We start from the raw sequence: 25620 nt of genomic DNA on the forward strand, positions 1-25620 counted from the left end.
AGGACGAAGGGCGGGTACGCGGGGGAGAGCCCCGCGCACCCGCCCTCCTTCGTCTCCGGGGCCGGGCGGACCTACCCGGGGAAGTGGCAGGCCACCGGATGCCCGGCGCCGCGGTCGACGAGCTGCGGGGCCTCCTGCGCGCACAGGTCCTGCGCCTTCCAGCACCGCGTCCGGAACCGGCAGCCGCTGGGCGGGTTGACCGGGCTCGGGACGTCACCGGTCAGGACGATGCGCTCACGCGACCGCTCCTGACGCGGGTCCGCCCACGGCGCGGCCGACAGCAGGGCCTGGGTGTAGGGGTGCGACGCCCGCTCGTAGACGTCCTCCCGGGTACCGGTCTCCATCACCCGGCCCAGGTACATGACGGCCACCCGGTCGGAGATGTGCCGCACCACCGACAGGTCGTGCGCGATGAAGACGTAGGACAGCCCCAACCGCTCCTGGAGCTCCGCCAGGAGGTTGACCACCCCCGCCTGGACCGACACGTCCAGCGCCGAGACCGGCTCGTCCAGCACCAGCATGCGCGGCTCCAGCGCCAGCGCCCGGGCGATACCCACCCGCTGGCGCTGCCCGCCGGAGAACTCGTGCGGGTACCGGTTGCCGTGCTCGGGGCTCAGCCCCACCAGCCGCAACAGCTCTGCCACCCGCTCCGGGCCGCCGTCGCGCCAGCGCTTGTGGACCTTGAGGGGCTCGGCGATGATGTCGTTCACCGGGAGCTTGGGGTTGAGCGAGGCGTACGGGTCCTGGAAGACCATGCCCGCCTCCCGCCGCACCTTCTGCATCGCCGACGAGGACGCCTTGGTGAGTTCCTGGCCCTGGAAACGCACCGAACCCGCGGTGGGCTTGACCAGCTGCAGGATGGCCCGGCCGGTGGTGGACTTTCCGCAGCCCGACTCCCCGACCACGCCCAGGGTCTCCCGCTCCGACAGCCGCAGGGACACCCCGCTGACGGCGTGCACGTGCCCCACCACCCGGCGCAGGAAACCGGCGCCGTGCACGGGGAACCGCACCTCCAGATCCTCGACCTCCAACAGCGGGGCCGCGGGGTCGGTCTGCCGGTCCAGCTCTTGCTGTGGCGTCGTCATGGGGTGATCCCTCCGTTCCGGAAGAACGCCGTGGGGTCCTCGGCCGCGGCCAACCGCTCCCAGTGGTGACAAGCGGCCAGGTGCTCGCCGATCCGCACACCGTCCGCGGTCTCGACGACCTCTGTTCCTTCCGCGCCGTGGGACGCGCCGTTGGCCGGGGCCAGCGGCGGCTCGGCGGAGCGGCAGGTGTCGTCGGCCAGCGGACACCGCGGCGAGAACGGACACCCCTCGGGCAGGTTGATCAGCGAGGGCGGGGTCCCCTTGATGGGGCGCAGCCGCTCCCCGTGCGCGGAGGTCATCGACGGGATCGACCCGAGCAGCCCGGCGGTGTAGGGCATCCGGGTCCGGTAGAACACGTCGTCGGTCGCGCCGATCTCCACCGGCCGGCCCGCGTACATCACCAGGACCCGGTGGGCCAGCCCCGCGACCACGCCCAGGTCGTGGGTGATCAGCAGGATCGCGGAGTTGACCGCGTCCTTGACCTCCAACAGCTTTTCCAGGATCTGTGCCTGCACGGTGACGTCCAGCGCCGTGGTGGGTTCGTCGGCGATGATCACGTCGGGGTTGTTGATGATCGCCATCGCGATCATGACCCGCTGGCGCATACCGCCGGAGAACTCGTGCGGATAGCTGCGCAGCCGCTGCCCCGCCTGGGGGATACCCACCAGGTCGAGCATCTCCCGGGCGCGTTCGAGTGCGTGCTTGGGCGGGACCAGCTCGTGCGCCAGCACCGCCTCGGCCAACTGGTCCCCGACGGTGTGCACCGGGTTCAGGGCGGTCATCGGGTCCTGGAAGATCATCGAGATCTTGCGTCCGCGCAGGGACCGCAGGTCCTTCTGGCGCATGGCCAGCAGGTCCTGGCCCCGGTAGAGGACCTTGCCGCTCACCCGGGCGCTGCGCGGGAGCAGCCCCAGCAGCGCCATGGACGAGACCGACTTGCCCGAACCCGACTCCCCGACGATGCTGAGCACCTCGCGCTCGCGCAGGGAGTAGGAGACGTCGCGCACGGCCCTGACCACACCGTCGTCGGTGGGGAACTCCACGGTCAGGTTCTCGACGCGCAGGATCTCCTTCTCGGTGGGGCCCTTGGTGTCCTCGAGGGTCCTGGCGGTGTGCACCTCGCCGGTGGCTGCGGTGACCGCGGCGGCGCCGTCGAGGCCCTGCCCCGGCGCCGCGGCCGAGGGCGGTGGGATGTTGGGGGATTGCGTCATCAGTCACGCACCCTGTTCTGTCGTGGGTCGAAGGCGTCACGCAGGCCGTCGCCGATGAAGTTCACCGAGAGCGCGATCAGGATGATGAACAGCCCGGGCCAGTAGAAGAGCCAGGGCCGGGTGCTCATCGCGCTCCGGTAGTCGGTGATGAGCCGTCCCAGCGAGGTGTCGGGCGGTTGCACCCCCATCCCCAGGAAGGACAGCGCGGACTCCAGCAGCACCGCCGCCGCGATGGCCAGGGTGACGCTGACGATGATCACCCCCACCGTGTTCGGCAGGATGTGCTTGAAGATGATGCGGGCCGAGGAGGTGCCCACGGATCTGGCGGCCTCGACGAACTCCTTCTCGCGCAGCGAGAGCACGGAGCTGCGCACCAGGCGGGCCGTCTGGGTCCAGGTGACCAGGCCCAGGACTATCCCGAGGTAGAGGATGCCCGCCTGACCGGCGATCTTGGCCGCCGCCGCGGCGATGGCCAGCAGCGGGATCGCGATGAGGACGTCGGTGACCCGCATCAGGACGCTCTCGGTCCAGCCGCGGAAGTACCCCGCGCAGGCGCCGAGCACCGTACCCACGACGGTGGCCACGATCCCCACCACGAAGGCGATGATCAGGGACACCTGGGTGCCCTGCATGGTCAGCGCGAAGTAGTCCTTGCCGACGTTGTCCTGGCCGAAGGGGTGTTCGCCCAGGGCCAGGCCGGAGCCGCCGAGGAACTGCGGGACCAGGCTGAGGGTGGGGTTGCCGCCGTCGCTGAGCGGCCCGGTCGCGGTGGGCGACTTGTCCCACCAGCCCGGGACGGGGCCGTAGCCGATCGAGGTGAAGGCCAGCAGGATGACGCTGATCAGCAGGAACATGCCGACCAGGGCGGCCCGGTGTCGGAAGAAGCGGGCCCGGACCAGCTGCCACTGGGTGCGGGCGGCGATGTTCATGCCCTGGGCCGCGTCGGAGGCCGCGGGATCAGCGGTCCCGATCCGGTTCGGATCGTTCTCGTGTTCGGGGCCGGTCGCCCCGGACGGAGTGTTCTCGTTTGAGCTCATGGTGATTCTCCCTCCGTCACGACAGCCGGATCCGCGGGTCGAGGTAGGCGTAGGTGATGTCGGCGATCATGTTGAAGATGACGATCGCGCCGCTCGCGACCACGAAGAACGCCATCACCGGGGTCGGGTCCGCCTCGTTCAGCCCGGTGATCAGCAGGTGGCCCATGGCCCGCCAGCCGAAGACCGTCTCGGTGACCACGGCGCCGCCGATCACGGTGCCGAAGTCGTAGGCGGCCAGGGTGGTGATGGGGATGAGCCCGTTACGGAAGGCGTGCCGGGTCATGACCGTGCGTTCGGGCAGCCCCTTGGCGCGCGCCGTGCGCACGTAGTCCTGGTTCATCACCTCCAGCATGCTGGCGCGGCTGTACCGGGTGTAGGTGGCCAGCGAGACCAGGATCAGCGCCATGGTCGGCAGCGCCAGGTGGCCGGCCGAGTCCAGTGACAGTTCCCAGAAGGTGCCCTCGTAGTTGGGGGTGCTCGCCCCGACGGTGGAGATGGGGCGGCCCTGCACCGAGCTGCTGTAGGAGGCGAACGACTGGAGCATGCGGTCCACGAAGATCACGCCGCCGGTGAACAGGCCCGTCCACACCGCCGTCGCGATCGCGTTGCGCCGGTGCAGTACGCCGCCGACGCCGTAGCCGATCGCCACGCACACGACCACCGTCGTCAGGGCCAGCCCCGCGATGGTCGCCAGGTCGGGTGCGTCCAGCACCGGTGAGAGCACGAAGTACATGACCGTACCCACCCCCGCCGCGGTCAGCGCCGCGTACATCGGCCGGTTCGGTTTGGGGCCGGAGATCAGCACGGAGAAGCCGACCGCGGCTCCCAGGGCGCTGATCGCGACCGTGACCGGACCCAGCCCGGGGTCGGCGAACCACCGGGTGAGTGAGATGAACGCCAGCAGAGCCGCGGTGACGGCGGTGGCCCCGACGAAGGCGATCAGCCGGGTTCGCCGGTCGCCCACCATCAGCGAGCTCCAGGCCAAGCCGGCCAGCAGCGCGACCACCCCGATGACCAGGGGCGGGATGACGGGTTGTGCCAGCCAGTTGTTGAACTCGATCGCGCCGTACTGCTTGAGCAGTACGCCGACCCAGAAGATGGGCAGGGAGAAGGCGACGAACGCGCCGAAGGTGACGGTGTGGTCGAAGCCGCTGTACTGGCGCAGCGCCGAGATGATGCCGATGGCGATACCGATGACGATCGCTAGGACGGTGGCCGCCACCACGAGCTGCATGGTGGCCGAGATCGCGTCCGCGAGCAGGATGTTGACGTCCTGCCCCTGGCGGTTGGTGCCCAGGTCGCCGGTGAGGGCCGCGCCCAGCCACAGGAAGTAGCGGGCGTAGACGGGTAGGTCGAGGTGCATGCGTTCGATCCGCTCGGCCATCGCGGACTCCTGGGCGTCCTCCGGGAGTTCCCTGAGGTCAGCCAGGGGGTCGCCGACGTTGGCCGCGAGTACGAACATCACGAAGCTTGCTGCGAAGAGCACGAAGAGGGAGACGACCAGTCTTCGTGCGATGAAGACGAGCACGAGCGCTGACTCCTGAGGTTCGGGGGAACGTTCACGCGCAGACGAAGGGACCGGAGGACGTGTTCGCCTCCGGTCCCTGGTCGGAGCTGGCTGACCGGTGGGTCCCACCGGTCAGCGCGGTCGGTTCTACGTGAACGGGGTGGTGCGGCCTACTGGGCCGTCCACTCCCACATGTTCCAGACGATGTCGGTCTGCGCGGGGTTGGGGACCACGTTCTCCAGGTTGTCACTCCAGGCGGCGGTGCCCGGGTGGCTGAAGAGCGGGATGGTCACCAGGTCGTCCCACAGGATCGTCTCGATCTCGTTGATGATCTCCAGCTGGGCGTCGGTGTCGAACTCCTGCAGCAGGTCGCTGAGCAGCTCGTCCATCTCGTCGTTGGAGTAGCAGCCGTTGTTGTTGCCCTTGCCGTCGGCGGTGCACTCGGAAGGCGTGCGGTAGGTGGAGTTCCAACCGCTCACCTCGGCCGAACCGGACCAGGCGAACATGGCGACGTCGTAGGTGTTCTGCGACAGGCCGCCGTCGGTGTCGAAGAAGGTGTCCTCGGCGTTGATCTGCACGTCGAAGCCGGCCTCGTCACAGGAGTCCTTGATCAGCTCGGCGGTCTGCAGGCGGCGGGGGTTGCCGCCGATGAAGCCCAGGCGCACCTCCTGGCCGACCGCGTCGGCCTCTTCGAGGATCTCGCTGGAGCGGTCCAGGTCCACCTCGGCCCACTGGTCGCCGCCGCTGGCCGCGACGGCCTCGTCGTAGCCCGGGTCGAACGGCGAGATGTTGCGCACGTCCATGGTCTCGGCGTCGGGCTGGACCGGCTTGATCAGGTTGTCCACGATCAGCTGCCGGGGCACGCAGTGCGCGAAGGCCTCGCGCAGCTCGTAGTCCTCGAAGGGGCTGGAGTCGAAGTTGAAGTCGAGGTGCTCGTAGATGTACTCGTCGTAGACCTCGTACTCGACCCCGGCGAGGCCGTCGAGCTGGTTGATCAGGTCGACCGAGGGCTGCGGCCGCATGATGTTGATCTCGAGGTTCTCCAGCGCCTGGGTCTGCTCGTCGGAGGCGATCCAGCGGATGACGATGTTGTCGGTGGCCGGCTCCTCACCCCACCAGTTCTCGTTCGGCTCCAGGGTCAGTGACTGCCCGGCGTCGTAGTTGGCGAGCTTGTAGGGGCCGGAGGAGGGGATGAGCTCCTCGTCGGGCAGCGCACCGCTGATGGTCCAGCCGTCGTTGAAGAACTCGGCGGCGTCGGCGAGCGCGTCGGTGTCCTCGTCGCGGATGGCCTCGACCAGTTCCTCGGTGGTCAGGCCGCCCTGCTCCGCCACCACGTGCGCGGGCATCAGGGTGGCGTTGCCCTGGCTGGGGCCGTTGCTGGCCCAGTCGGCGTAGGGCACCTCGTACTCGAGGGCGAAGTCCTTGTCGCCGAGTTCACAGTCGGGCATGACGGTGTCCTCGATACCGCCGGTGCCGATGACGGAGAAGTCGTACCTGCCGGTCTGCTGCGCCCACCACAGCATCACGTCGGCGCAGTCGATCGCCTCGCCGTCGGACCAGACGGCGTCCGGGTTGATCGAGTACTCGACGATCTGCGGGTCCTCGGAGACCAGCTCGTAGCTGCCGAAGTCGGGGTTGGCGGTGACCGCCCCGCCTTCGCCGAAGTACCAGAAACCACTGGTCACGCCATGGTTGACGATGGCGTTCTTGCTGGAGTTGGCTCCGGCGGTGGTGTTGTTGTAGCTGTCGTACTCCTGGTCCCAGGCCAGGGTGATGGTGGTGCTGTCGCCGGCGCTGCCCGCATCGCCGTCACCGCCGTTGCTCGAGCACGCGGAGAGCACCAGCGCTCCCGCGGCGACCACGGCTGTGGCCTTGGTGATGGTTCTGGTCTTAGTCACAGAGGGTTTCCTCTACCGATCAGGGGATTGTGTCCGTGGTACGGAATAGAACGGATTCTGGGCATGGTTCAAAGTTTGGGCAATAGGCGATTGGGGGGTGTTGCACACCTGATACGTACTTGGTGCCTAAATCTAGCCAAAAACAGAACTAAGAGGGCAAAAACGTGACAGATCGACTCTTGAGGTCGTAGGGTCCGGTCTTGGCTCCGCTGCTGGCGGAGTGACAGGTGGTGCCGCTGGTGTCTGCTTGTCACGGGTGAACATCCGAACATCCCATGAGTGGATATTCGGAGGTAATCGGCGTTTACTATTTTCCTTTTCATGGAAGCCCGGGAGGGGCTGGGGTTTTAACCCTGATGCAAAGGCTCCGAAAAAGAAGCGCAAGAATGAAGGGCACCCTAAAAACGGGAAGACAGGTGACTCTCCGTAATGTCTTCCGTGGCCCTCCCGAACCGCGGATCAGCCGCCCGGGTGGACCTCCACCAGCCCCTGAGCGATCCCGACGAACCTCTCCACCTGCTGACGGGAGGCGAGGACGGTCAACGCGGGCAGACGGGGACGGCACGGCGCGACCGGTTCGACCATCACCTGCGGCCGCTGCATGACGCCCTTGCACAGCCGCACCGCGGCGAGCTCCTCCCACCGCCACACCCACGTCATGTTCGGCGGGGTGGCCAGGGTGTTGAGCACGAACAGGCGCCGGTCGGTCAGCGCCACGAGCATCCCGATCCCCTTGGGGTGGGTGAAGAGCCCGGCGATCCGTTCCTCCCCGGGGTGGACGGCCTGCTCCAACCAGTCCAGCGACTGCGCGTGGTGGGGGCCGGCCACCCACCGGGACGGCGGGTTCACCCAGGACACGGGCTTGGGGTCTGTGCTCACGATGCTCCGTCGGGGGAGGCGGGGGACCCGCCGGTGGGCTCGTCGGCGATCTCGGCGGTGGGTTTGTCGGTGGAACCGAGGGGAGACGGGGAACGCAGGGACTCCAGGAGTTCGGCGAAGCGGTCGGCCTGCCTGCGGCCCCGCGCGAAAGAGAACGTGTGGGAACGCCCGGCCCAGGAGGTCTCCCGCGCGGTGACCGCGAGCTCGGCGGCGCCCAGCCCGAACCGCTTCCTGGTCACCTCCACCGCCTCGATCTCCGCCAGCTCCCACGAGCGCACCTCGTTGCCGGGGTGTGTGTTGAGGCAGCTGAACAGCCGCTCCCCGGTCAACAGGTGCAGGTAGGAGTAACCCTCCTCGGTCTGGGGGTCCTCGTACGCGGCGGCGACCGGGCGCTCACCTTCGCGCAGCGACTCCAGCAGCCACTCCAGCTGCGGACGGCAGACGGCGCGCACGATCGGCCCGGAGGGGCCGATCCACTCGAACTCGGACTGATCCATGGACGCCTTCCGGATGGGGGATTCGGAGACTCGCTCGTCGCGGTGACGGAGCGTCCGTCACCGGTAGCTGATGCCGCGCGACCCCGGCTGGTTCGACACGACACCCTACAGCTCACCCTCCGCCGGGGCCGGCTGTCCGCTCTCTGACGGATGACCCGGCCCGCGGGCCCGCGGGCCCGCGGCCTCGGGCCCGCACCGCCCCGGCCTGGAGGAGAGACATTATTCGTGGACCGTTCTCCGGGGCGGGCTCTAGTCTGTGGGACCCACCCCCGGAGGAGAGCCCGCTGTGCCCCGACCCTTGTTGTTCATCGACGTCGACGGCCCCCTGAACCCGTTCCGCGCCGGGCCCTCGGATCTGGAGGGCTACACCGTCCACCGCATGCGCCCCACCGGCTGGGAACCCCCGGCCCGGCCCCTGGACGTGTGGCTCAACCCGGACCACGGCGAGGAACTGCTCGCCCTGCCCTACGAACTGGTGTGGGCCACCACCTGGGAGGACGAGGCCAACACGATGATCGGTCCGGTCCTGGGACTGCCCGAGCTCCCCGTGGTCAAGCTCCCCGGGCCGCTCGACGCCCGCCACGGGCTGTTCTTCAAGACACCGGTCCTCGCCGAGTACGCCCAGGGCCGCCCCTTCGCGTGGATCGACGACGGGATCACCGAACAGGACCGGGTGTGGCTGGCCCGCAACCACATCGCCGACGTCCTCCCGCGCCGGATCGACCCCGCGGTGGGGCTGCGGGAGAAGGACTTCGACCTGCTCGCCGACTGGCCCCCGGCCCTGGCCGCCGTCGACTTCCCCCGCTGACGCTCCGCCGGGGAGCGGCTTCGGTCAACGGGACGGGGCGGGCGAAACCACTCAGGTCACTCCCACTACCCTGTGACCCATGACACCAGGACTCGGGGGGCTGGGCAACGGCGCCACCACCCTCACCATCCCGGGGGCCTTCAACGGCCCCGACGGCTCCGGCAACGGCGGCTACAGCGCGGGCCTGCTCGCCGGGCGGCTCACCGACCCGGGTGGTCCGGCCGTCCAGGTCACCCTGCGCACCCCGCCGCCGCTGGACCGGCCGCTGACGGTGGAGGGCGCCCCGGGGGAAGGGCTGCGGCTGAGCGATCCCGCCGCTGAGGACTCCGCCCGGCTGGTCGCCGAAGCCGTGATCACCGGCCCCCTCGACACCGGATCCGGTAACGGATCCGCTGCCGGACCGGCTGTCGGCGCCGGACCCCGCGGCCTCGCGGTGATCCCCGGCGGCCCGGTCGGCGTCGGCGAGGCCGAGGCCGCCCGCAAACTCTACGCGGGCCTGGACCAGCACCCCTTCCCGCGCTGCTACAGCTGCGGCCCCGAACGCGCCGAGGGCGACGGCCTGTCGCTGTTCCCGGGATCGGTCCGCCCCGGGCAGGGCCCCGACGGAGTCGGCAACACCGTCGCCTGCACCTGGGACGTGCTCCCGGCGGTGGACGGCGGCGACGGCACGGCCGCCCTCGCCCAGGTCTGGGCCGCGCTCGACTGCCCCGGCGGCTGGTCGAGTGACATCTCCGGCCGTCCGATCGTCCTGGGCCGGATGACGGCCCAGGTCCTCGCGGCGCCGCCGGTCGGCTCCACCCAGGTCGTCATGGGTCACCTGGAGGCGGTCGACGGCCGCAAGGTGCACACCGGCAGCGCCCTCTACGACCAGGACGGCCGCCTGCTCGCGCTGGCCCGGGCGACCTGGATCGCGATCCGCCGCTGAGGAGCGGACCGACCTGCCTGCCCCTCCAGTACGGTGAACCCTTGTGGCCTTCGAAAACACACAGCAGACCGCGCCGAACGACGACGGCGCCTCCGCCGAGCCCGCCGCCCAGACCCCGGCGCCCCGGCGGGGACGGAGCGGGCGCGGACGCGACCCCGAACGGCGGCGGACCATCCTGGACGCCGCCGACCGGGTGATCCAGCGCGACGGCCCCGACGCCTCCATGCTCGCCATCGCCACCGAGGCGGGGATCAGCAAACCGATCCTCTACCGGCACTTCGGTGACAAGAGCGGCCTCTACCAGGCGCTGGCCAAGCGCCACGTGGACCCGCTCATCGAGGTCATCCGCGCCGAGCTGTACCAGCACACCGAATTCGAGGTGCGGGCCCGCGCCACGGTCGGCGCGTACCTGTCGATGATCTCGCGCAACCTCAACCTGTACCGCTTCCTCATGGACCGGGCCACCTCCGAGGACGTGCGCACCCGCAGCGACCTCGGGCTCATGGTGCGCCGCCTGGGGGAGGAACTCGCCGACCTGCTGATCAGCGAACGCCGGATCAGGGGCCGGCTGCGCGCGCAGATCGCCGCGCACGCCATCGTGGGCATGGTCCAGGCGGCGGGTGAGTGGTGGCTGGAGCACCCGGAGGTGAGCGAGGCGGAGATCATCGACGACCTCACCTCGGCCGTGGTCGGCGCCATCCGCGGCAGTGGAACCTGACCGGGTCAGCGCCCGATCCTCTCCGCGGGCTTGACCTGGAGTGCACTCCAGGTCGCATGCTTGGCGCATGAAGGACTACTACACGCCGGGTGAGGTCGCCGAACGCTTCGGCCTCACCCTGGACACCCTGCGCTACTACGAGAAGGCGGGCCTGCTCCGGCGGGTGGAGCGCGCCCCCAGCGGGCACCGCCGCTACCGCACCGACGACGTCGACCTCCTCCACCTGGTCCGCTGCCTGCGCGACACCGACATGCCCATCGCCCGGCTCCGGGACTTCGCCGAACTGGTCCGCGACGGCGACCACACCATCCCGGACCGCCTGGACGTGCTGCAGAGCCACCAGCACCACCTCAACACGCGCATCGCCGAGCTGCGTGAGCGCCAGGACACGATCCAGCACAAGATCGACTACTACCTCGGGGTGCTCGCCGAAAACCCCGGCCTCACCGAGCGCTCCGTTCCCGCCGCCGACCCCGAGGTGGCGGCCGCCACGGCCACCGCGAAGGAAGGCCCCTGATGCGCTACACCACCCTCAACGGCCGCACCGTCAGCGCCCTGTGCCTGGGCGCGATGCAGTTCGGCAGCACCACCGACGCCGACACCTCCGCCGCCCTGCTCGACCGCTTCGTCGAGGCAGGGGGCACCTTCGTCGACACCGCCGACTGTTACCAGTTCTGGGTGGAGGGCGGGCAGGGGCACGAGAGCGAGACCTTCCTCGGCCGCTGGCGACGCGAGCGCGGGGTCACCGACGAGGTCGTCATCGCCACCAAGCTCGGCGCCCAGCCCACCGTCCCCGGGGCCGGGCTGGAGGCCCAGGAGGGGCTCTCGGCCAAGGCCGTGGCCACCGCCGCCGAACGCAGCCGCGAGCGCCTGGGCGTGGACACCCTGGACCTGCTCTACGCCCACCGGCAGGACCCCCGGACGCCGATCGAGGAGACGGTCGGGGCCTTCGCCGAGCTGGTCGCCCGGGGCGAGGTCCGGGAGCTGGGGATGAGCAACCACCGCACCTGGCGGCTGGAGCGGGCCCGCGCCGCCGCCGAGGCCAACGGCTGGCCGCGCCCGCGCGTGCTCCAGTACCGGTACAGCTACCTGCAGCCCCGCCATGACGCGGCCCTGGAGTCCCCGGGCCACATGCACGTCAGCCCCGAGCTCCTGGACTTCGTCCGCACCGAGGAGGCCGCGGGCCGCGAGTACACCCTGGTCGCCTACACGTCCCTGCTGACCGGTGCGTACACCCGGCCCGACCGGCCCCTGGAGTACGCCTACGACCACCCGGGCACCGCGGCGCGCCTGGCGGTCCTGGACGAGGTGGCCGCCGAGTCCGGAGCCACCCGCAACCAGGTCGTCCTCGCCTGGCTGATGGACCACGAGCCCAGGGTGGTCCCGTTGGTCGGGGTGAGCAGCCTCGCCCAGCTGGACGAGGCGCTGGAGGCCACCGACCTCACCCTCACCACCGAACAGCACTCCCGGCTCACCTCCGCGCACTGACTCCTTCCCGCACTGCCCCTCGCCCCCGGGCGCGCCCATACTTCGCAAAGCTCGCAAAAGACCGCATAACCCCGCTTTCGCGGTTTCCTGTCGCTTCGGGCGGATACCTTCCCTAGGGAGACGCGTCCACCGAAGGCCGCGCGCACCGGCGGATCCGTGAACCAGTGGGAGGGGCCACTTGCCCGAGAGCACATCGTTGGAAGCGGACTCCGGTGCCTTCCACCAGATCCACTTCGCCTGGGCCGAACCCACCCTCCTCGGCCGCACCGGTCCCGGGCCCGCGGCCACCTCCCTCCCGCAGCGCGATCAGCCGGTCCTGCGCTCCTGGCGCGACCGGCTGATCCCCGCCCTCACCGCGGACTACCGCTCGGCACTGCCCGACACCGACCCGGCCGCCTACCCCGAGACCCTCTGGGCCCGCCACTACCCGGACGGCCAGAGCGCCCTGGTCTACCGCTGGCCGGGCGACGTCCGCCAGGCCCACGCCTGGGCGATCGTCGGCCCCACCCGGGGACTCACCTTCTCCCGGATCCTCGCCCTGCACGAGAACCCCAACACCCGCCCGGCCCCGGCCAGACCGCCGGCGCCCGGCTGGGCCGCCATGCGCACCCTGCCCGCCCCCGAACCCTGGGAGCGCACCTGTGCCCCCGGCGCCCTGCGCACCCGGGACCGCCGCGCCGCCGAGACCCGGATCGACAGCGAACCGATCCTCGTCGGAGCCGTGGCCCGCGCCCTCGAACACCCCGACCAGCCCGTCCACATCACCCTGGACCCCGACCGCGCCGACCTGTGGCAGGCCACCCAGCTGCGGTTCCTGTGGGGTATGCACCGGATCCTGCACGACATCCTCACCCCCCGCGCGGCCCTGCCCGCCGAGGGCTGGAACTGGTCCTTCTCCACCTACGACCCCGTCCTCGGCCTCGAAGACAGCCCCCACCTGGCCTTCGGCCCACCCACCGCAACCCCGGCCTCCCCCTTCCTGACCGCGGCCCCGAGCGACCACCTCAAGATCGCCGACGGCCTGGTCACCGTCCTGCGCGAAGAGGGCGGTGACGCCCTCGGCGACCACCTGCGCGCCCGGGGCATCCCGGAAACCATCGACTTCACCGACCGCCGGGCCCTCCTCCGCGACTGGTTCGACCCCCGCCCCAGAGCCACCCCCGAACCCCGCACCCGAGAGGAAACCCTCGGAACCACGGATACCGCCGAGCCCGGCGACCCGCGAGGAACCGAGGAGGCCCCGAAGGCCGTCCGCGCTCCTGAGGCCACGGATGCCCCCGTGCCCGAGGCAGACCGTGAGTCCGAGGAGACCCCCGCCCCCCAGACCTCCCGTGGGCCCGCTGAGGATCCCGCATCCGGGGCGGGGGAGAAGATCCTCGGGGTTGCCGGGCTCCAGCGGTCGCGAAGCGCCGAGGAGCCGCCTGAGCCCGTTGAGGGCAGGGGGTTCGAGGAACCGCGAGGAACCGAGGAGCCCGCGCAGTCCCCCGGGCCCGGGGCGGCCACCGAGCCCCCGACGGGCCGGAGCGGGGCCGAGTACGAGTTGGCGGAGGCTCCGGACCCCTTCACGGAGGAGGGGTCCCAGGACACCTCCGAACAGGAGACCTGGGCGGGCTCGCTGGGCGGGCGGCCGCACACCTTCCTCGGGGTGGGCAGACGCCCGTCCCCGGAAGCGGAACCACCGGAGGAGCCCGTCACCGATCCCGGGGCCGGCCAGCCCCTCGACCCGCCGCTGCCCCCTGAGCCGGGTGAGGCGTGGACCATCTCCGCCTCCACACCCCCGGAAGCGCCCGACGAGAAACCCTCCGCACCCGCCTCTCTCCCCGAGACCCGCACCCCCGCCGACGCCCCACCCCTCGCGGTTCTGACCGTCACCGAGACCGAACCCCCCGACTACGCGGCCGAGACCGAACCCGACACCGACGAGTCCCCCGAGGACTCCGACGACAACTGGCCCACCCAGTACGTCGACCTTCCCCTCTCCCGTCTGGAACGGTGGCACTTCAAACGAGGCCCCGAAGGGGCTTACACCGACGTGGTCGACGCCCGCGCGGCCGTGCGGGCCGAACGCTCCGAACTCCAACGGGTCCGCGACGAGCGCGATCACTACCACACCGAGGTCCAGGAACTACGCAGGGAGATCGCTCGCTTGGACCAGTCCTGGATCGACTCCGAATCCACCTCCGACACCCCCGAACGCAGACGCCGCTGGCCCCGGGTCCTCCTGCTCCTGGTGCTGCTCGCGGCGGTCTTCGCCGTCGGCCTGCAGATCGGAGCGAGAACCGGTCTGGACACCCTCGGTCTCCTGACCCTTCTCACCAGCCCTCTCACCTCCGCCAGCTGGTGGCCACTGTGACGGGCAGCACCCACCGAACACGCCCTAACCTGGGAGGATGACCGACATTTCCCCGGCCCCCGGTGCGGTTCCGCAGCCGTTGTGGGACGCCGTCCGCGGCCTGGACCTGCCCAAGCAGCACCTGAAGGACCTGACCTCCTTCCCCGAGGAGGCGGGCGAGATCCTCCTGGACGCGGTGGACGCCCTCCGCGAGCGGGACGACAGCGCCGCGCGCACGCTCGCCGAGGCCCTGCGCGAGCACGCCCCGCACCCGGGGCACCGCCAGTTCGCCACCAACCAGCTCGCCGCGATGCTGCGCGCCGAAGGCCGGACCGAGGAATCGGACGCGCTGCTGGAGGAGCTCATGCGCCCCGGGCTCGAACGGGGCGTGGCCCTCCTCCTGGCCGAGGACCTCGCCGGGCAGGGCGCCTACGACAAGGCCCTGCACTGCTACAACGTCGTCTGCCGGGGCATCCTCGCCGAACCCCCGGAGACCGTCGCCGAGCTCAACCGCCTCGGCCTGATGCCGCTGCTGGGACGCGCCCGCATGCGCGAACTGCTCGGCATGGCCCCGGACGCGCACGACCTGGCGACCCGCTCCACCGACGCCTACCTGCCCCCGCTGGAGGACCTCGCCGACCTCCGGGGCGGCGGCCCCAGCGGCAGCGCCCCGCAGCAGGCCCTCCCTGGTGACGTCCCCACCCGGACCGGCCCCGGAGAGCGCGCCACCCCGCCGCCGCCCGGACGCAACGAACCCTGCTCCTGCGGCTCGGACCGCAAGTTCAAAAAGTGCTGCGGCTCCCCACTGGCCCGCTGAGCCGCGCAGCCGCCGCGGCCGACAGCCCCGCGCGTGAGCGCCGCCCCGCCCGGCCGGAATCGGCCGGAACCAAACCCGAGGCGAAGGAGTCACATCCCGCGTCAGTGCGCGACGGGCCCACCGGGGAAGAGGTGTCGGTTCGTGTTCGGAATCCTGAGGCCCTGCAGACACAGCCTGTCCGAGGACCTGGCACGGGAATGGATGTCCCACATGTGCGGGCTGTGCCTGTCGCTGCGCGACGACCACGGCCAGGCCTCCAGGGTCGCCACCAACTACGACGGCCTTGTCCTGTCGGTCCTGACCGCCGCCCAGTCCGAGGAACAGTCCGGAACCCGAAAGGCCGGCCGCTGCCCCCTGCGCGGAATGCGCGGGGCCGACGTCGCCGACGGTTCAGGGGCACGCCTGGCCTCCACGGTGTCGCTGATGCTCGCCTCCGCCAAGATCAGCGACCACATCGCCGACGGTGACGGACTCTACGCCCGTCCAGGCGTGCGCGCCGTCGCCGGGAGGGTGGCAGCGCGGTGGCGACGCGGAGCACAGGAGTCGGGCGACGGACTCGGTTTGGACGGCGCCGCGCTGGCGGCCGTGGTCGACCGCCAGCGGGAAGCCGAGCTCTCCGCCCGGGAGGGCACCGACGTGCTCACCGTGACCCGGCCGACGGAGGAGGCCACCGGCGAGGCCTTCGCGCACACCGCGGTCCTCGCTGGTGTGCCGGCCAACGCCGACCCCCTGCGGGAGGCCGGCCGCCTGTTCGGCCGGGCGGCCCACCTGCTGGACGCCGTGGAGGACCTGGAGGAGGATCTGGCCAACGGCGCCTGGAACCCGCTCACCGCCACCGGAACGCCTGTCAGCCGGGCCCGCGAACTCTGCGACGACGCCGTCCTCGGTGTCGGACTCGCCCTTCGCGAGACAGAGTTCGCCGATGACCGCCTGACCCGCGTCCTGCTGGTGGTGGAACTGCGCAAGGCGGTCGAACGCGTCTTCGCGCACGCCGGGCACCCGACCCCGTCCGCCCACCGAGGCGGGGCGGACGGCGAGGGACACCGGCACGGCGCGCACCATCACGGGGAGCAGCGGGAGAACGATCACGAGGACGCTGACGGCGGGGAGAGCCCACCTGCCCGAGGCGGCTGTTGTTCCGCCTGCGGCTGCGCGATCCCCGCCCTGGAGGAGCCGCCGCGCAGCCGGGGGCTCCTGGCCGGATGCGCGACGGCGCTGTTCATGTGCTGCACCTGCCAGCTCTGCTGCCGCGACCCGCACCCCGGGCCCTGGTCGGGAAAGCCCCGGCACGCCGTGTGCGATCCCTGTATGTGTGCCTGCGACGTGGGCGAGTGCTGCACTGGGTGCCGCCACACGTGCGACTGCTGCGACAGCTGCTGCTGCCCCTGCTGCCCCTGATCAGGGGCAGCGTCCTCAGCGGTCGCAGCTGCGGCACCGGCGGGTGGCCGCGCGCTTGGTGTTGCCCCCGGTGGCCCGCAGGGGAGAGTTCTCACTGATCCGCCGCCACAGCTGCGGGTCCGGGTAGTTGACCCAACCCCACACGGGGGCCTTCACATCCGAGTCGGAATGGTAGGAGCAGCCGAGCCGGTGGGCCACACCGCGCAGGGAGATGAGGATCGCGTCACCGGCCGGGTGCAGCCGCACGGTCGAGAACGGGGTACCCGTCCCGCAGCTGCCGATGTAGTCACGGGGCAGCGCACAGGCGCAGCCTTCACCGACGGGGAGTTCACAGAAATCGCAGCGCTTCATTCTCCTACAGTGCACCCACTCAGTGACGATTGGGCAACTTTTCGTGCCTAACGCGCCACGAAAAAAATAAACCTTCCCCGGAAGTCCTCTTCCCACGCCTCCAACTCACCTCGGATTTCCAGCCCCGCCCTGCGTCCCGCCTGTTGAGAGGGCCCCCGAGCCCACCCGAAGGTGACACACCCCTCACCCACCGCGCGGCCCCCGAGTAACACGCTCCGGGGCGCCGCGTGCTCAGAGCTTCGCGGCCGCGGCCCGAAGATCGGCCACCAGGGTGTCGGCGACCCTCTCCTCGTGGACCGCGACCCCCTCGGCGGTGATGGCGTCGGCCAGGTCCGGGTCCCACGGCGCGGGGGTGACCCGCCCGGGTGCCGGAGCCTCCTGAACCCCAGGCAGCGCGGCCAGGTAGTCGTCGGCCCCCATCCGCCAGGGAGCCACACCAGCCACGGCCATGAGGTGGGCGGCGATCCGCAGCCCCTCCCCGTCGAAGTCCCCGTGGTAGCGGAGCTCGGCCCCGCCCTCGGAGAGCGTGCGCAACAGGGCGATCGCCGCGCTGTTCGGCCAACCCGACACGCAGACCAGGGGCGGGCAGTCCGAGCCCAGAACCCGTTGGGCGTGCGCGAGGACCGACGGGTTCTCCACCACGAACACCACCGGGCAGGGCTGCGCCAGCTCAGCGCTGTCGGACACAGCGGACAACTGGTCCAGGGTCACGACGGCCGCCCGACCGGTGTCGGCCCACACCCGAAGGGTCGAGGCAAGCGGGCCAGCGCCACTCGGGCGCAACCCCAGGACCAGGACGGAGGTGGAGTGGGAATCGCAGTCCACGCCGAACCCGCCCCACAGCGCACGCCGCTCCCGTGCGTTCGCGGGGGCGTCGACGTCACGCAGGACGGCCAACGCCCGCAGGACCAGGCCGGGCAGTGCCTTGGTGCCGTCCAGGGCGTGCGGGTCTCCGGTCGTCTCGGCGGCCAACGTCGGCAACGGGCGCCCGTCCGCCAGCGGGAGGGCGGCCAGCACCGCGAGGGCCTGCTCCAGGCGGCGCCGCAGCCCTTCGGTGTCACCTCGCGGCACCCGGTCGGCGCGGATCAGCTCCACCCACCGCGCCAGCGCGGGCTGCGCCGAGACGAGCGGACTGGAGGCCAGCCAGGCCCACAGCCTCTCGCGCTCCTCCGCGGTCCGCACCCGATGCGCGGCCCGGTCGTCGATCGGTCCGACCACCGCGCTCGCCACCGCCCGGGCGTCCAACCCCAACGGGGCCAGCGCCCGGTCCAGCCGGTCCAACCGGACGCTCGTCCGCGCACCCGGGTAGGAGACGAGCCCCAGCAGGTCGGCGAGGGCTGCCTGTTCCTCCTCGTCCAGGCCCCGCACGGTCACCGAGCGCACGGCGGTACCCGAGGACAACCGGTCGTGCACCGCGTTCCACAGCGGGAGCAGCGCCTTCCGGCCCAGGTGCTCCGGAACACCGAGACGCCCCGAGCACCCCTCCGGGGTCCTCCCGCCTGCGCTCCCGGTCGGCCTCTCGTCCGTGCTCACGCCTCCTCCAGCGCCGAACCGGTCCACACCCAGCGGACGGTGGTCACCGCGTCGTCGTCCTCGTCCGGGTCCGCCGGGACCAGCTGGTGGATCGCGATCCCGTCCAGCTCCGTGTAGGTGCACCACTCGTGGTCGCTGGTGAGCACCAGGTCCAGGCCCAGGTCCACGAGCAGCGCGAAGATCTGCCCCCGGTTGGTCGAGTCCACCCCCACGAACACCTCGTCCAGCAGGATGAACCTCGGAGCCTCGGGATCGGTGGCGTAGTGCGCCGCCACCGCCGCGAACAACGGCAGGTGCAGGGCGATCGCCTTCTCCCCGCCTGAGAGCCCGCCGTGCTCGCGCCGGGTCAGCCGCTGCCAGCCCCTGCCGTCGTCGCGGTCCAGCTCCACGGTGAACCGGTGCCAGGAGGTGTAGTCCAGGACCTGGGTGAGGTGCTCCTCCCACCCCGCGGCCGAGTCCTCGGCGCGCGCGTCGTCGATCCGCTCCCGGAAGAAGGCGTGCAGGGCCGTCCGGTCGGCCTCGCCCAGCATCCGGGGGTCCTTGACGAGCAGTTCACGGGCCCTCTCCGTGCCGGCGGGCGCGTCCGGGGCCACCTCCCAGCGCAGCCGGACCGAGATCCTGGAGGCGGTCCGCACCCGGCTCAGACGCTCGTTCATCCCCGCCACCAGACCGGTGGCCCGGCGGATGCGTTCGGCCAGGTGGCGGCGGGTGTCCCCGGTCAGTACCCGGTCGAACAGCTCGCGCTCCTCACCGGTGAGGTCGGCGGACCGGACCCGCTGCTCCTCCAGTAGGGCCTCGTACAGGCCGCGGGCACCCACCCGCACCCCGTCCAACAGGGCGCTGACCCGCTGAACATCGCCGTCGGCACCGTCGGTCAACAGCTCCAGGTAGGCCCGCCGGGCCAGCGTTTCCCGGGCTTCGTGCATGGCCTCGGCCACCTTGGCCCGCGCTCCGCTGATCCGCTCCGGGGAGTGGTCGGACCGCGCGGACGCGGCCGCGATAGCCCTGGCCGCGTCCAACGCGCCGCGCACCGTGGCCAGGTCGGTCTCGGGCGGTTCCAACCCGGAATCCTCCAGCAGGGAGGTACCCAGCAACGCCCGGAACCTCTCGGCCGAGGTGTCGCGGGCCGCGAGCGCGGCGCCGCTCCGCTCTTGTAGAACACGCACCTCGGCGAGGAGTTCGCCCCGCCGCGCCTGGGCGGTGTTCTGCTCGGAACGGGTCGTGGCCAGGGCGTCGCGGAGTTCCTTCAACCGGCGCTCGCCCAGGGCGACGCGCTCCTGGACCCTACGGTGTTCCACCCCCACGGTGGCGTCCACCGCGGCCAGCCGCGCGTTGAGCTCCCGCGCCTCCCGAGCGGCCCCCGCGGCGGTCCGCGCGGCGAGACCCGCCTCCGTCCGCGCGGTCTCGGCGCTCTCCCGGTGCTGCTCCCGCTTCCCGACGAGCCCGAACAGCTCCACCCGGCTGTCCAGCCAGACCTCCACGGCCTCGCCCAGGGACCCCAGAGCTGACCGGGCGGCCTCCAGGGCCTCCCCGTCGGCGGGCAGCCGGTGCCGCGCGGCCAGCGTCCGCAGCTCACCATCGGCCTTCGCCACCAGGGGTTCGTGCTCGGACAGGCGTGTTCGCTGGCGCTCCAACGCTCCGCGCCGGTGGGACACCAGGTCCTGTGCCGAACGCAGGTCCCGCGCCGTGCCCCGCGTCGTGGTGTCGGCGGGCATGGCGGCGACCTCCGCGTCCAACCGCCGACGCCGCTCGGCCAGGGCCGATTCCTCCTCGGCCACGAGTTCCAGGGCGTCGTCGAGCTCACCCAGCCGTACGGTGAGCTCGGCGATCAGGCGGGCCCGGTTGCGTTCGCGCGCGTGGGCCCCGATGTGCGTGGGTGCTTCCTTGCGCCACTGCCCGTGCAGGTGACCGAGCCGCCAAGAGCCGTCGGCCCCCACCAGCACAGGAACGTCGGGCCGGTCCGCCCCCTGACCTGTGCCCGCGGCGCCACCGCTTCCCACCGCCGTGTACGCGATCCCCGCCAACACCGAGCACACGTGTTCGGCCGGTACCGGAACCCCCTCCTCCACGACCAGCACGTCCGCCAGGCTGGACCCGGAGACCGCCCGCACCTGGGAGCTCAGGACCGTGTCACCGGCCACCCCCGACACCGAACCGTCCGGTGCCAGCCAGGCGTCCAGCAGGCCGGACGCCTCCAACGCCGCCTCCACCCCGGCACGCGCGGGCTCGGGGAACCCGTCCGCGAAGGCCACCAAACGCCACAGCGGGGCTCCGGCGCGCTCCGAGCGGTCGGCGGTACGGGTGTGGGGGACCGGTGGCTCCACCACGGTCGCCGCCTCCAGGGCCGCGATCCGGTCACTCACCGCCGCCCGTTCCGCGCCCAGCTCCTCAGCGCGCTGCCGGACCCGTTGCCGCAGGGCGGCCAGCTCCTCACCCGCGCTCTGCCGGGCCGCCGCCACCTCGGCGTGGGGCCCGGCGCCCGTCTCGTGATCGACCCCCTGGACCAGCAGGTCCAGCACGTCCAGCGCGTCCAGCGCGTCCAGCTCCTCCGAGCCTCCCCGACCGCCCGGATCCGTCAGCGGGAGTTCGACGCACCCACGCGCCCAGGCCACCAGATCCTCGGTGAACCGGGACAACCGGGCCTCGTGCGCCGACCCGGCCCCGGCCTCCGCCTGTTCGGCCGCCTCAAGCTCCTCCTCCATCGTCCCGAGGTCGGCCTCCAGCTCCTCCCGGCGCCGCAGCAGTTCACGGAGGCGGCCCAGCGAGGCCCGCACCTCATGGATCAGCTCCCCGCGGTGGGAGACGGCTGCGCGCAGCAGACGGCGGGCGGGCTGAACCCCCTCGCGCCCCTGCGCCTCCAGGACCCGCTCGGCCTCCTCGAACACCCCGACCAGATCCGAACGGTGCGCCGCCCGTTCCACCTTGCTCCGGACCCCGGCGGCTCCCCGCTCGGCCCGCGCCACCTGCTCAGAGCTCTGCTGAGCCGCCTGTTCGGCCCGCTCGGCGAGTTCCCGGCGCCGCTCCGCCTCGGCCGCGGACCTGGTTTCCTCCTCGCTGGCGGCCCCGGCACTCTCCCGCAGGAGCTCGATTCCGCTCCCGGCCCGGTAGGCCTCGCTGTCCCGGAGCCCGCGCAGTTCACCGGAGACCGTCTCGGACTGTTCGCCCAGCTCCTCCTCCTGCTCGCCCAGCCGGGTCAGCTCCGCCGCGACACCTTCCGCCGCACCCTGCGCCTCGCGCAGTTCCTCGGCGCGCCGACCCATCTCGGCGGTGGCGGTGGTGAGCTCGGCCGCGGCGCCGCGCAGCATCCGGGCCGAGTACACGCGCTGGCGGTCGGCGAGGGTCCTGGCCGCCGCCACCTCCTCGGCCAGGTCCCGCAGCTGCTCCCGGTGCCGGTCCAGCCGTTCGAACCCGCCCGCGATGTCGGCCAGCTCCCCCTGGCCCAGCGGCGGCAGCGCGCTGGAGAGCAGGGAGGACAGCAGCCCGGGGTCCAGCCGCTCCGAGAGTTTGGGGGTGCGCAGCTGCAGCAGCGCGGTGATGAGCGCGTCGTAGCGGGCCTGGTCCAGACGGGGGTAGAGCAGCCCGCGGACCGCTGAGCGGTACTCCTTCGGCCCCGGGTGGACGGTGCCCAGCCCGGTGCCCTCCAGCGCCTCCTTGAGCTGCTTGACCGTCAGCGGCTGCTTCTCGGGGGTGAGCAGGGACAACCCCTCACCCACCCGGGCCGAGGAGGTGAAGTAGGTGGGCGTGACCGAGGAGACGTCACGGGTGGCCTGGAGCCGGGCGCCCAGGGTCAGGTGCTCGGTACCCTCGGCCGTGGGCCGCTCGAACTCCAACCACACGTACCCCACCCGGGTCGCCCCCGGGTAGCCGTGCCCGATCATGTTCCAGTGCATGGCCCGCTCGTTGCCGCCGAAGGTCGACAGCCGGTTCGGGCGCAGGCTCGCGTCCAGCAGGAACGGCAGCAGCAGCTCCAGGGCCTTGGACTTGCCGGTGCCGTTGCGGCCGCGCAGCAACAGCCTCCCCCTGTGGAAGGTGAAGACCTCCTGGTAGTAGCGCCAGACATTGAGGATGCCCGCCCGCGCCGGGCGCCACCGGTCGGGGGTCCGCTCCACCGGGACCTGGGTCATGCCTGACCGCCTTCCTGACTCTGTTCCTTCTGCCCGGATCCCGTTTCCCCGGATCCCGCCTGCCCGAAGTCCGCGCGGTCCACGGCGTAGCGGTGGGCCGCGGGCAACGCCCGGTAGCGCGGTCCGTCCGCCGGGCCCCGTTCCCGTTCCGGGCCCTGTTCCTGCCTGGCCAGACCGTGCCCGACCAGAACCCCGAGCGCGGCCGCGGTCAGCTGCGACGCCCCGCCTTCCCCGCGATAGCTCCGCGCCCAGGACGGTTTGCGTTCCAACAGCCCCTCCACCTCACCGGTCAGCGAGGTGAGGGACAGCGGTTCGGCCGCCGCCAACAGCACGTCGAGCAGGAGCAGCGCGGTCTGCTTCACATTGCCCTCACCGGGGAACACGTCGTCGGTGGTGCGCCCCCGGACGTCCACCAGCAGGTAGCCCTCGGCCCTCTCCTCCAGCCGAAACCCCGCCTCCCGGGCGGCCCGCCGCAGCAGGCCCCGACCGGTCAGGGTGTTCGCGTACTCCGCCTCACCCGCACTCAGGTCAGCCGTGTACACGACCGGGTCGTCCAACAGCCTCCGCATCAGGGAGTGCCGCGCGAGCAACAGCCGCTGATTGCGCGTGGGCCCGCTGCCCGAGTCGCGACCCTCGCCCGGATCCTGGCCGCCGCCCGGGCCGCCCGCCGTGTTCGGGCCGCCGCCCGGCTCCGGACCGTCCGTACCGGCACCGTCCACCCGCGGTCCGTAACGCTCCTCAGCCAACAGCTCGGACAGGTCGGGGTGGGCCCCGCCCAACCGGGAGGGCGGTACCGGTGCGTTGAGCAACCGGGCCAGCCGCGCGGGATCGGCCTTGTAGAGCACCATCGCGTCCGCCCCCGCGATATAGGACTCGGTGCTGCCGTCCACGCTGGTCAGCGCCCCGTAGTCCTCCAACAACAGCAGCGCGTCCACCAGGGCGGCCCGCTCCGCCCGCACCGAGGAGTCGAACTCGGGGACGCCCTCCTCCACCGCGCACGTGTGCGCCACCCGCTGGGCCAGCAGCCCCACCGTGGTGCGGCTCAACACGGTCAGCTCCGCCGCGACCAGGAAGAACAGCGTGTACCGGCGACGGTCGAACGGGGCTCCCGACCCGCGTACCCGCAGCGCGGGGCGCGGCACCGCCACATGGGAGTCGGCGGCGCGGACCTTGGCCAGGCGCGCGTACCCCTGCCGGGGCTCCACCGTGAGCGTCCAGCCGCAGAAGTAGTCGAACCAGGCGGTCAGCTCGGTGCGCCTGCGCCGCACCGCGGTGAAGGCGGCCTCGTCCCGCTCCCGGACCAGCAGGGGAGAGGCCAGCATCGCCTGGATGCCCAGCGCCATCTCGTCCCGGGCCTGGCTCACCCCGCGGTTGGCGTTGCGCACCGGCACATGACCACTCATCCGAGCCCCCCGCTTCATTCCAGCCCCCGCTCCGGCCTCGGACCCGCGCCGCCGGGAACACTGATCGACACGACGTAGTCCGGTCCGCTGAACACCCCGCGCGGTGTGCGCAGCGTCGCCTCACCCCGGTCCGGCGGTGGGACGAGTACGATCTCCATCCTCCCGTCCGAGGTCAGCGCCCGACGGGTACCGTCATCTCGGACCGACTCCGACAGCGCCTGACCGAGCAGCGCCAGCAGGTGCTCGAACAGGTCGTGCTCCATATCCCCGAACGCGGACAGCCGTACCGGACCGTCGGTGGCCAACCGGCCCAGGGCCCGCTCCACCTCCGCGCGCTGCGCCCGCGCCCGCTCCCTGCGCAACCTGGCCGTCTCCCCGACGTCGCGCACCCGCGCGGTCCGGGCCACCCGGCCCGATCGGCCCGAGGAACGCAGGTTGGCCGAGACCGGAACCGGGTCGGCCGCCGCCCACGCCGTCCCCGGCGCGATCAGTTCGTCGTCGGTGTGCCCGAGCACCGCGTGCCGGGCGGGGGAGAGCCCGGTCAGCGCCTGCCACAGCCGGTGCGCGTTCTCGGTCGTCTCCGCGCCCGCGCACCAACGGGCCGCCGCGCGCAGGTCCTCGGCGGTACTGGAGGCTCTGCGCCGCGACTCGGTGATCCGCTCCAGCGCCTCCAGCAGGGACCCGATGGCTCTTCGGGCCACCTCGTGCAGCCGGCGCACCCCCTCCTGGCCGTCCTCCGTCGGCGCGAACCACAAACGCAGCCCCGACCACTTGGTGCGCCGGGCCGCCAGCCAGTCCTCCCGCACCCGGTCGGTGGCGCTCGGCGGTAGGTTGGCCCCGGCCAGCGCCCGCTCCAGCATCCCTTCCACACCGCGCCCCTCAGCACCGTGCCCCTCAACCCTGGCCAAGGCGTCGGCGATGCCGCGGGCCCGCTCCTCCAGGTTGTCCACGAACGCGTCCAGGTAACCCACCGTCGCCCGCTTGACCTCATGGAAGGTGTCCAGGTCGGCGCCGCCCGAACGCAGCAGCCGCTGGAGTTCGTTGTTGAACCGCTTGGTGTTGTCCCGCAGCGAGTCCAGGTGCCCCTCCAGCTCCTGGAGGGTGGTGAAGACCCGGCTGTCCTGGGCGGGGTCGTCCGCGCCCATCAGCGCGTGCAGCCCGTCCAACCGATCGGCGACGGCGTCCAGCACGGCGGTCTGCAGCGCGCCGCGCTCCTTCAACCGCTCCAGCACCAGCCGGACCCCGGCGAACTCGGCCTCGCCCCGTGCCGTCAGCGTGTACTGGACGTTCTTGCGCTCGAACTCGGCGGCGGTGGCGTAGGCAGCGGTGTAGCTCTGGGCGGACTCCAGCAGCCCGATCGACTCCAGGTGGCGCAGGGCCGCCTCCACCTCCGGTTCCTCCGCGGGCTCGGTGAACCCCGTCCCCGGCAGCCGATCGTGGACCTGCTCCAACAGCAGCGCCGTCTCCAACCGCTCGTTGGCGTCGTTGAACACGTGCAGGATCGCGAAGTACAGGTCGCGCCGGCTACCGGAGGTGAAGTCGAAGACCCGCGCCGGAAGCCGCTCGAACCCCTGCACCCCAGCGCCTCCCGTCAACGATGAACCCTCCG

20 protein-coding genes are annotated in these 25620 nt (G+C 71.8%); 8 read left to right on the forward strand and 12 right to left on the reverse strand.

Annotation, left to right across the window (positions count from 1 at the left end; all coding sequences use genetic code 11):
- Window positions 1-71: 71 nt before the first annotated feature.
- The 7 genes from NE857_RS34480 to NE857_RS13080 all read right to left on the reverse strand — a co-directional run bounded on the left by NE857_RS34480 (window position 72) and on the right by NE857_RS13080 (window position 8114).
- Window positions 72-1085, reverse strand: coding sequence for an ABC transporter ATP-binding protein (locus NE857_RS34480; RefSeq protein WP_184361824.1), 1014 nt, complete (start codon window positions 1083-1085; stop codon window positions 72-74).
- Window positions 1082-2296 carry an ABC transporter ATP-binding protein gene (locus tag NE857_RS34485; RefSeq protein WP_254421225.1) on the reverse strand — a complete coding sequence of 405 codons (1215 nt, stop codon included), beginning with the start codon at window positions 2294-2296 and terminating at the stop codon, window positions 1082-1084. The genes NE857_RS34480 and NE857_RS34485 overlap by 4 nt, the downstream gene beginning before the upstream one ends.
- On the reverse strand, window positions 2296-3333 hold the full coding sequence (locus NE857_RS13060) for an ABC transporter permease (RefSeq protein WP_184361827.1): 1038 nt from the start codon (window positions 3331-3333) through the stop codon (window positions 2296-2298). The genes NE857_RS34485 and NE857_RS13060 overlap by 1 nt, the downstream gene beginning before the upstream one ends.
- A gap of 16 nt (window positions 3334-3349) precedes the next feature.
- A complete protein-coding gene (locus NE857_RS13065) occupies window positions 3350-4861 on the reverse strand; it encodes an ABC transporter permease (RefSeq protein ID WP_254421226.1) in 1512 nt (503 codons plus the stop codon).
- A gap of 149 nt (window positions 4862-5010) precedes the next feature.
- A complete protein-coding gene (locus NE857_RS13070) occupies window positions 5011-6738 on the reverse strand; it encodes an ABC transporter family substrate-binding protein (protein ID WP_254421227.1) in 1728 nt (575 codons plus the stop codon).
- 459 nt (window positions 6739-7197) lie between these two features.
- Window positions 7198-7617 (reverse strand): hypothetical protein, encoded by a 420-nt coding sequence (locus NE857_RS13075; protein ID WP_254421228.1) that lies wholly within the window; start codon window positions 7615-7617, stop codon window positions 7198-7200.
- Window positions 7614-8114: a hypothetical protein gene (locus tag NE857_RS13080; RefSeq protein WP_254421229.1), complete on the reverse strand. Its 501-nt coding sequence runs from the start codon at window positions 8112-8114 to the stop codon at window positions 7614-7616. The genes NE857_RS13075 and NE857_RS13080 overlap by 4 nt, the downstream gene beginning before the upstream one ends.
- 286 nt (window positions 8115-8400) lie before the next feature.
- Between NE857_RS13080 and NE857_RS13085 the strand changes: the two genes are divergently transcribed.
- The 8 genes from NE857_RS13085 to NE857_RS13120 all read left to right on the forward strand — a co-directional run bounded on the left by NE857_RS13085 (window position 8401) and on the right by NE857_RS13120 (window position 16600).
- A complete protein-coding gene (locus tag NE857_RS13085) occupies window positions 8401-8922 on the forward strand; it encodes an HAD domain-containing protein (protein WP_344013417.1) in 522 nt (173 codons plus the stop codon).
- Window positions 8923-9001: 79 nt separating this feature from the next.
- The gene (locus tag NE857_RS13090; protein ID WP_254421230.1) at window positions 9002-9847 is read left to right on the forward strand and encodes a hypothetical protein; all 846 of its coding nucleotides are present in this window, start codon (window positions 9002-9004) and stop codon (window positions 9845-9847) included.
- A 43-nt stretch (window positions 9848-9890) separates the two neighbouring features.
- On the forward strand, window positions 9891-10565 hold the full coding sequence (locus NE857_RS13095; RefSeq protein ID WP_254421231.1) for a TetR/AcrR family transcriptional regulator: 675 nt from the start codon (window positions 9891-9893) through the stop codon (window positions 10563-10565).
- A 67-nt stretch (window positions 10566-10632) separates the two neighbouring features.
- Window positions 10633-11082: a MerR family transcriptional regulator gene (locus NE857_RS13100; protein ID WP_254421232.1), complete on the forward strand. Its 450-nt coding sequence runs from the start codon at window positions 10633-10635 to the stop codon at window positions 11080-11082.
- Window positions 11082-12053, forward strand: coding sequence for an aldo/keto reductase (locus NE857_RS13105; RefSeq protein WP_254421233.1), 972 nt, complete (start codon window positions 11082-11084; stop codon window positions 12051-12053). The genes NE857_RS13100 and NE857_RS13105 overlap by 1 nt, the downstream gene beginning before the upstream one ends.
- A gap of 178 nt (window positions 12054-12231) precedes the next feature.
- Window positions 12232-14406, forward strand: coding sequence for a hypothetical protein (locus tag NE857_RS13110; RefSeq protein WP_254421234.1), 2175 nt, complete (start codon window positions 12232-12234; stop codon window positions 14404-14406).
- Between the two features lie 37 nt (window positions 14407-14443).
- A complete protein-coding gene (locus tag NE857_RS13115) occupies window positions 14444-15202 on the forward strand; it encodes a tetratricopeptide repeat protein (protein WP_254421235.1) in 759 nt (252 codons plus the stop codon).
- Window positions 15203-15343: 141 nt separating this feature from the next.
- Window positions 15344-16600, forward strand: coding sequence for a DUF5685 family protein (locus NE857_RS13120; protein WP_254421236.1), 1257 nt, complete (start codon window positions 15344-15346; stop codon window positions 16598-16600).
- Between the two features lie 15 nt (window positions 16601-16615).
- On the opposite strand, the gene NE857_RS13125 is transcribed toward NE857_RS13120, so the two are convergent.
- The 5 genes from NE857_RS13125 to NE857_RS13145 form a co-directional block, all read right to left on the reverse strand.
- Entirely contained in the window at window positions 16616-16951 is a 336-nt protein-coding gene (locus NE857_RS13125) for a hypothetical protein (protein WP_017582937.1), read from the reverse strand.
- A gap of 231 nt (window positions 16952-17182) precedes the next feature.
- Window positions 17183-18484, reverse strand: coding sequence for a TIGR02679 family protein (locus tag NE857_RS13130; protein ID WP_254421237.1), 1302 nt, complete (start codon window positions 18482-18484; stop codon window positions 17183-17185).
- A complete protein-coding gene (locus tag NE857_RS13135; protein WP_254421238.1) occupies window positions 18481-22608 on the reverse strand; it encodes a TIGR02680 family protein in 4128 nt (1375 codons plus the stop codon). Before NE857_RS13135 ends, NE857_RS13130 begins: the two co-directional genes overlap by 4 nt.
- The gene (locus tag NE857_RS13140) at window positions 22605-24011 is read right to left on the reverse strand and encodes a TIGR02678 family protein (RefSeq protein WP_254421239.1); all 1407 of its coding nucleotides are present in this window, start codon (window positions 24009-24011) and stop codon (window positions 22605-22607) included. Before NE857_RS13140 ends, NE857_RS13135 begins: the two co-directional genes overlap by 4 nt.
- Window positions 24012-24025: 14 nt before the next feature.
- A complete protein-coding gene (locus tag NE857_RS13145) occupies window positions 24026-25606 on the reverse strand; it encodes a TIGR02677 family protein (RefSeq protein ID WP_254421240.1) in 1581 nt (526 codons plus the stop codon).
- Between the last annotated feature and the right edge of the window lie 14 nt (window positions 25607-25620).

The sequence above is a fragment of the Nocardiopsis exhalans genome (assembly GCF_024134545.1).
In the GTDB taxonomy this organism is placed as follows: domain Bacteria; phylum Actinomycetota; class Actinomycetes; order Streptosporangiales; family Streptosporangiaceae; genus Nocardiopsis; species Nocardiopsis exhalans.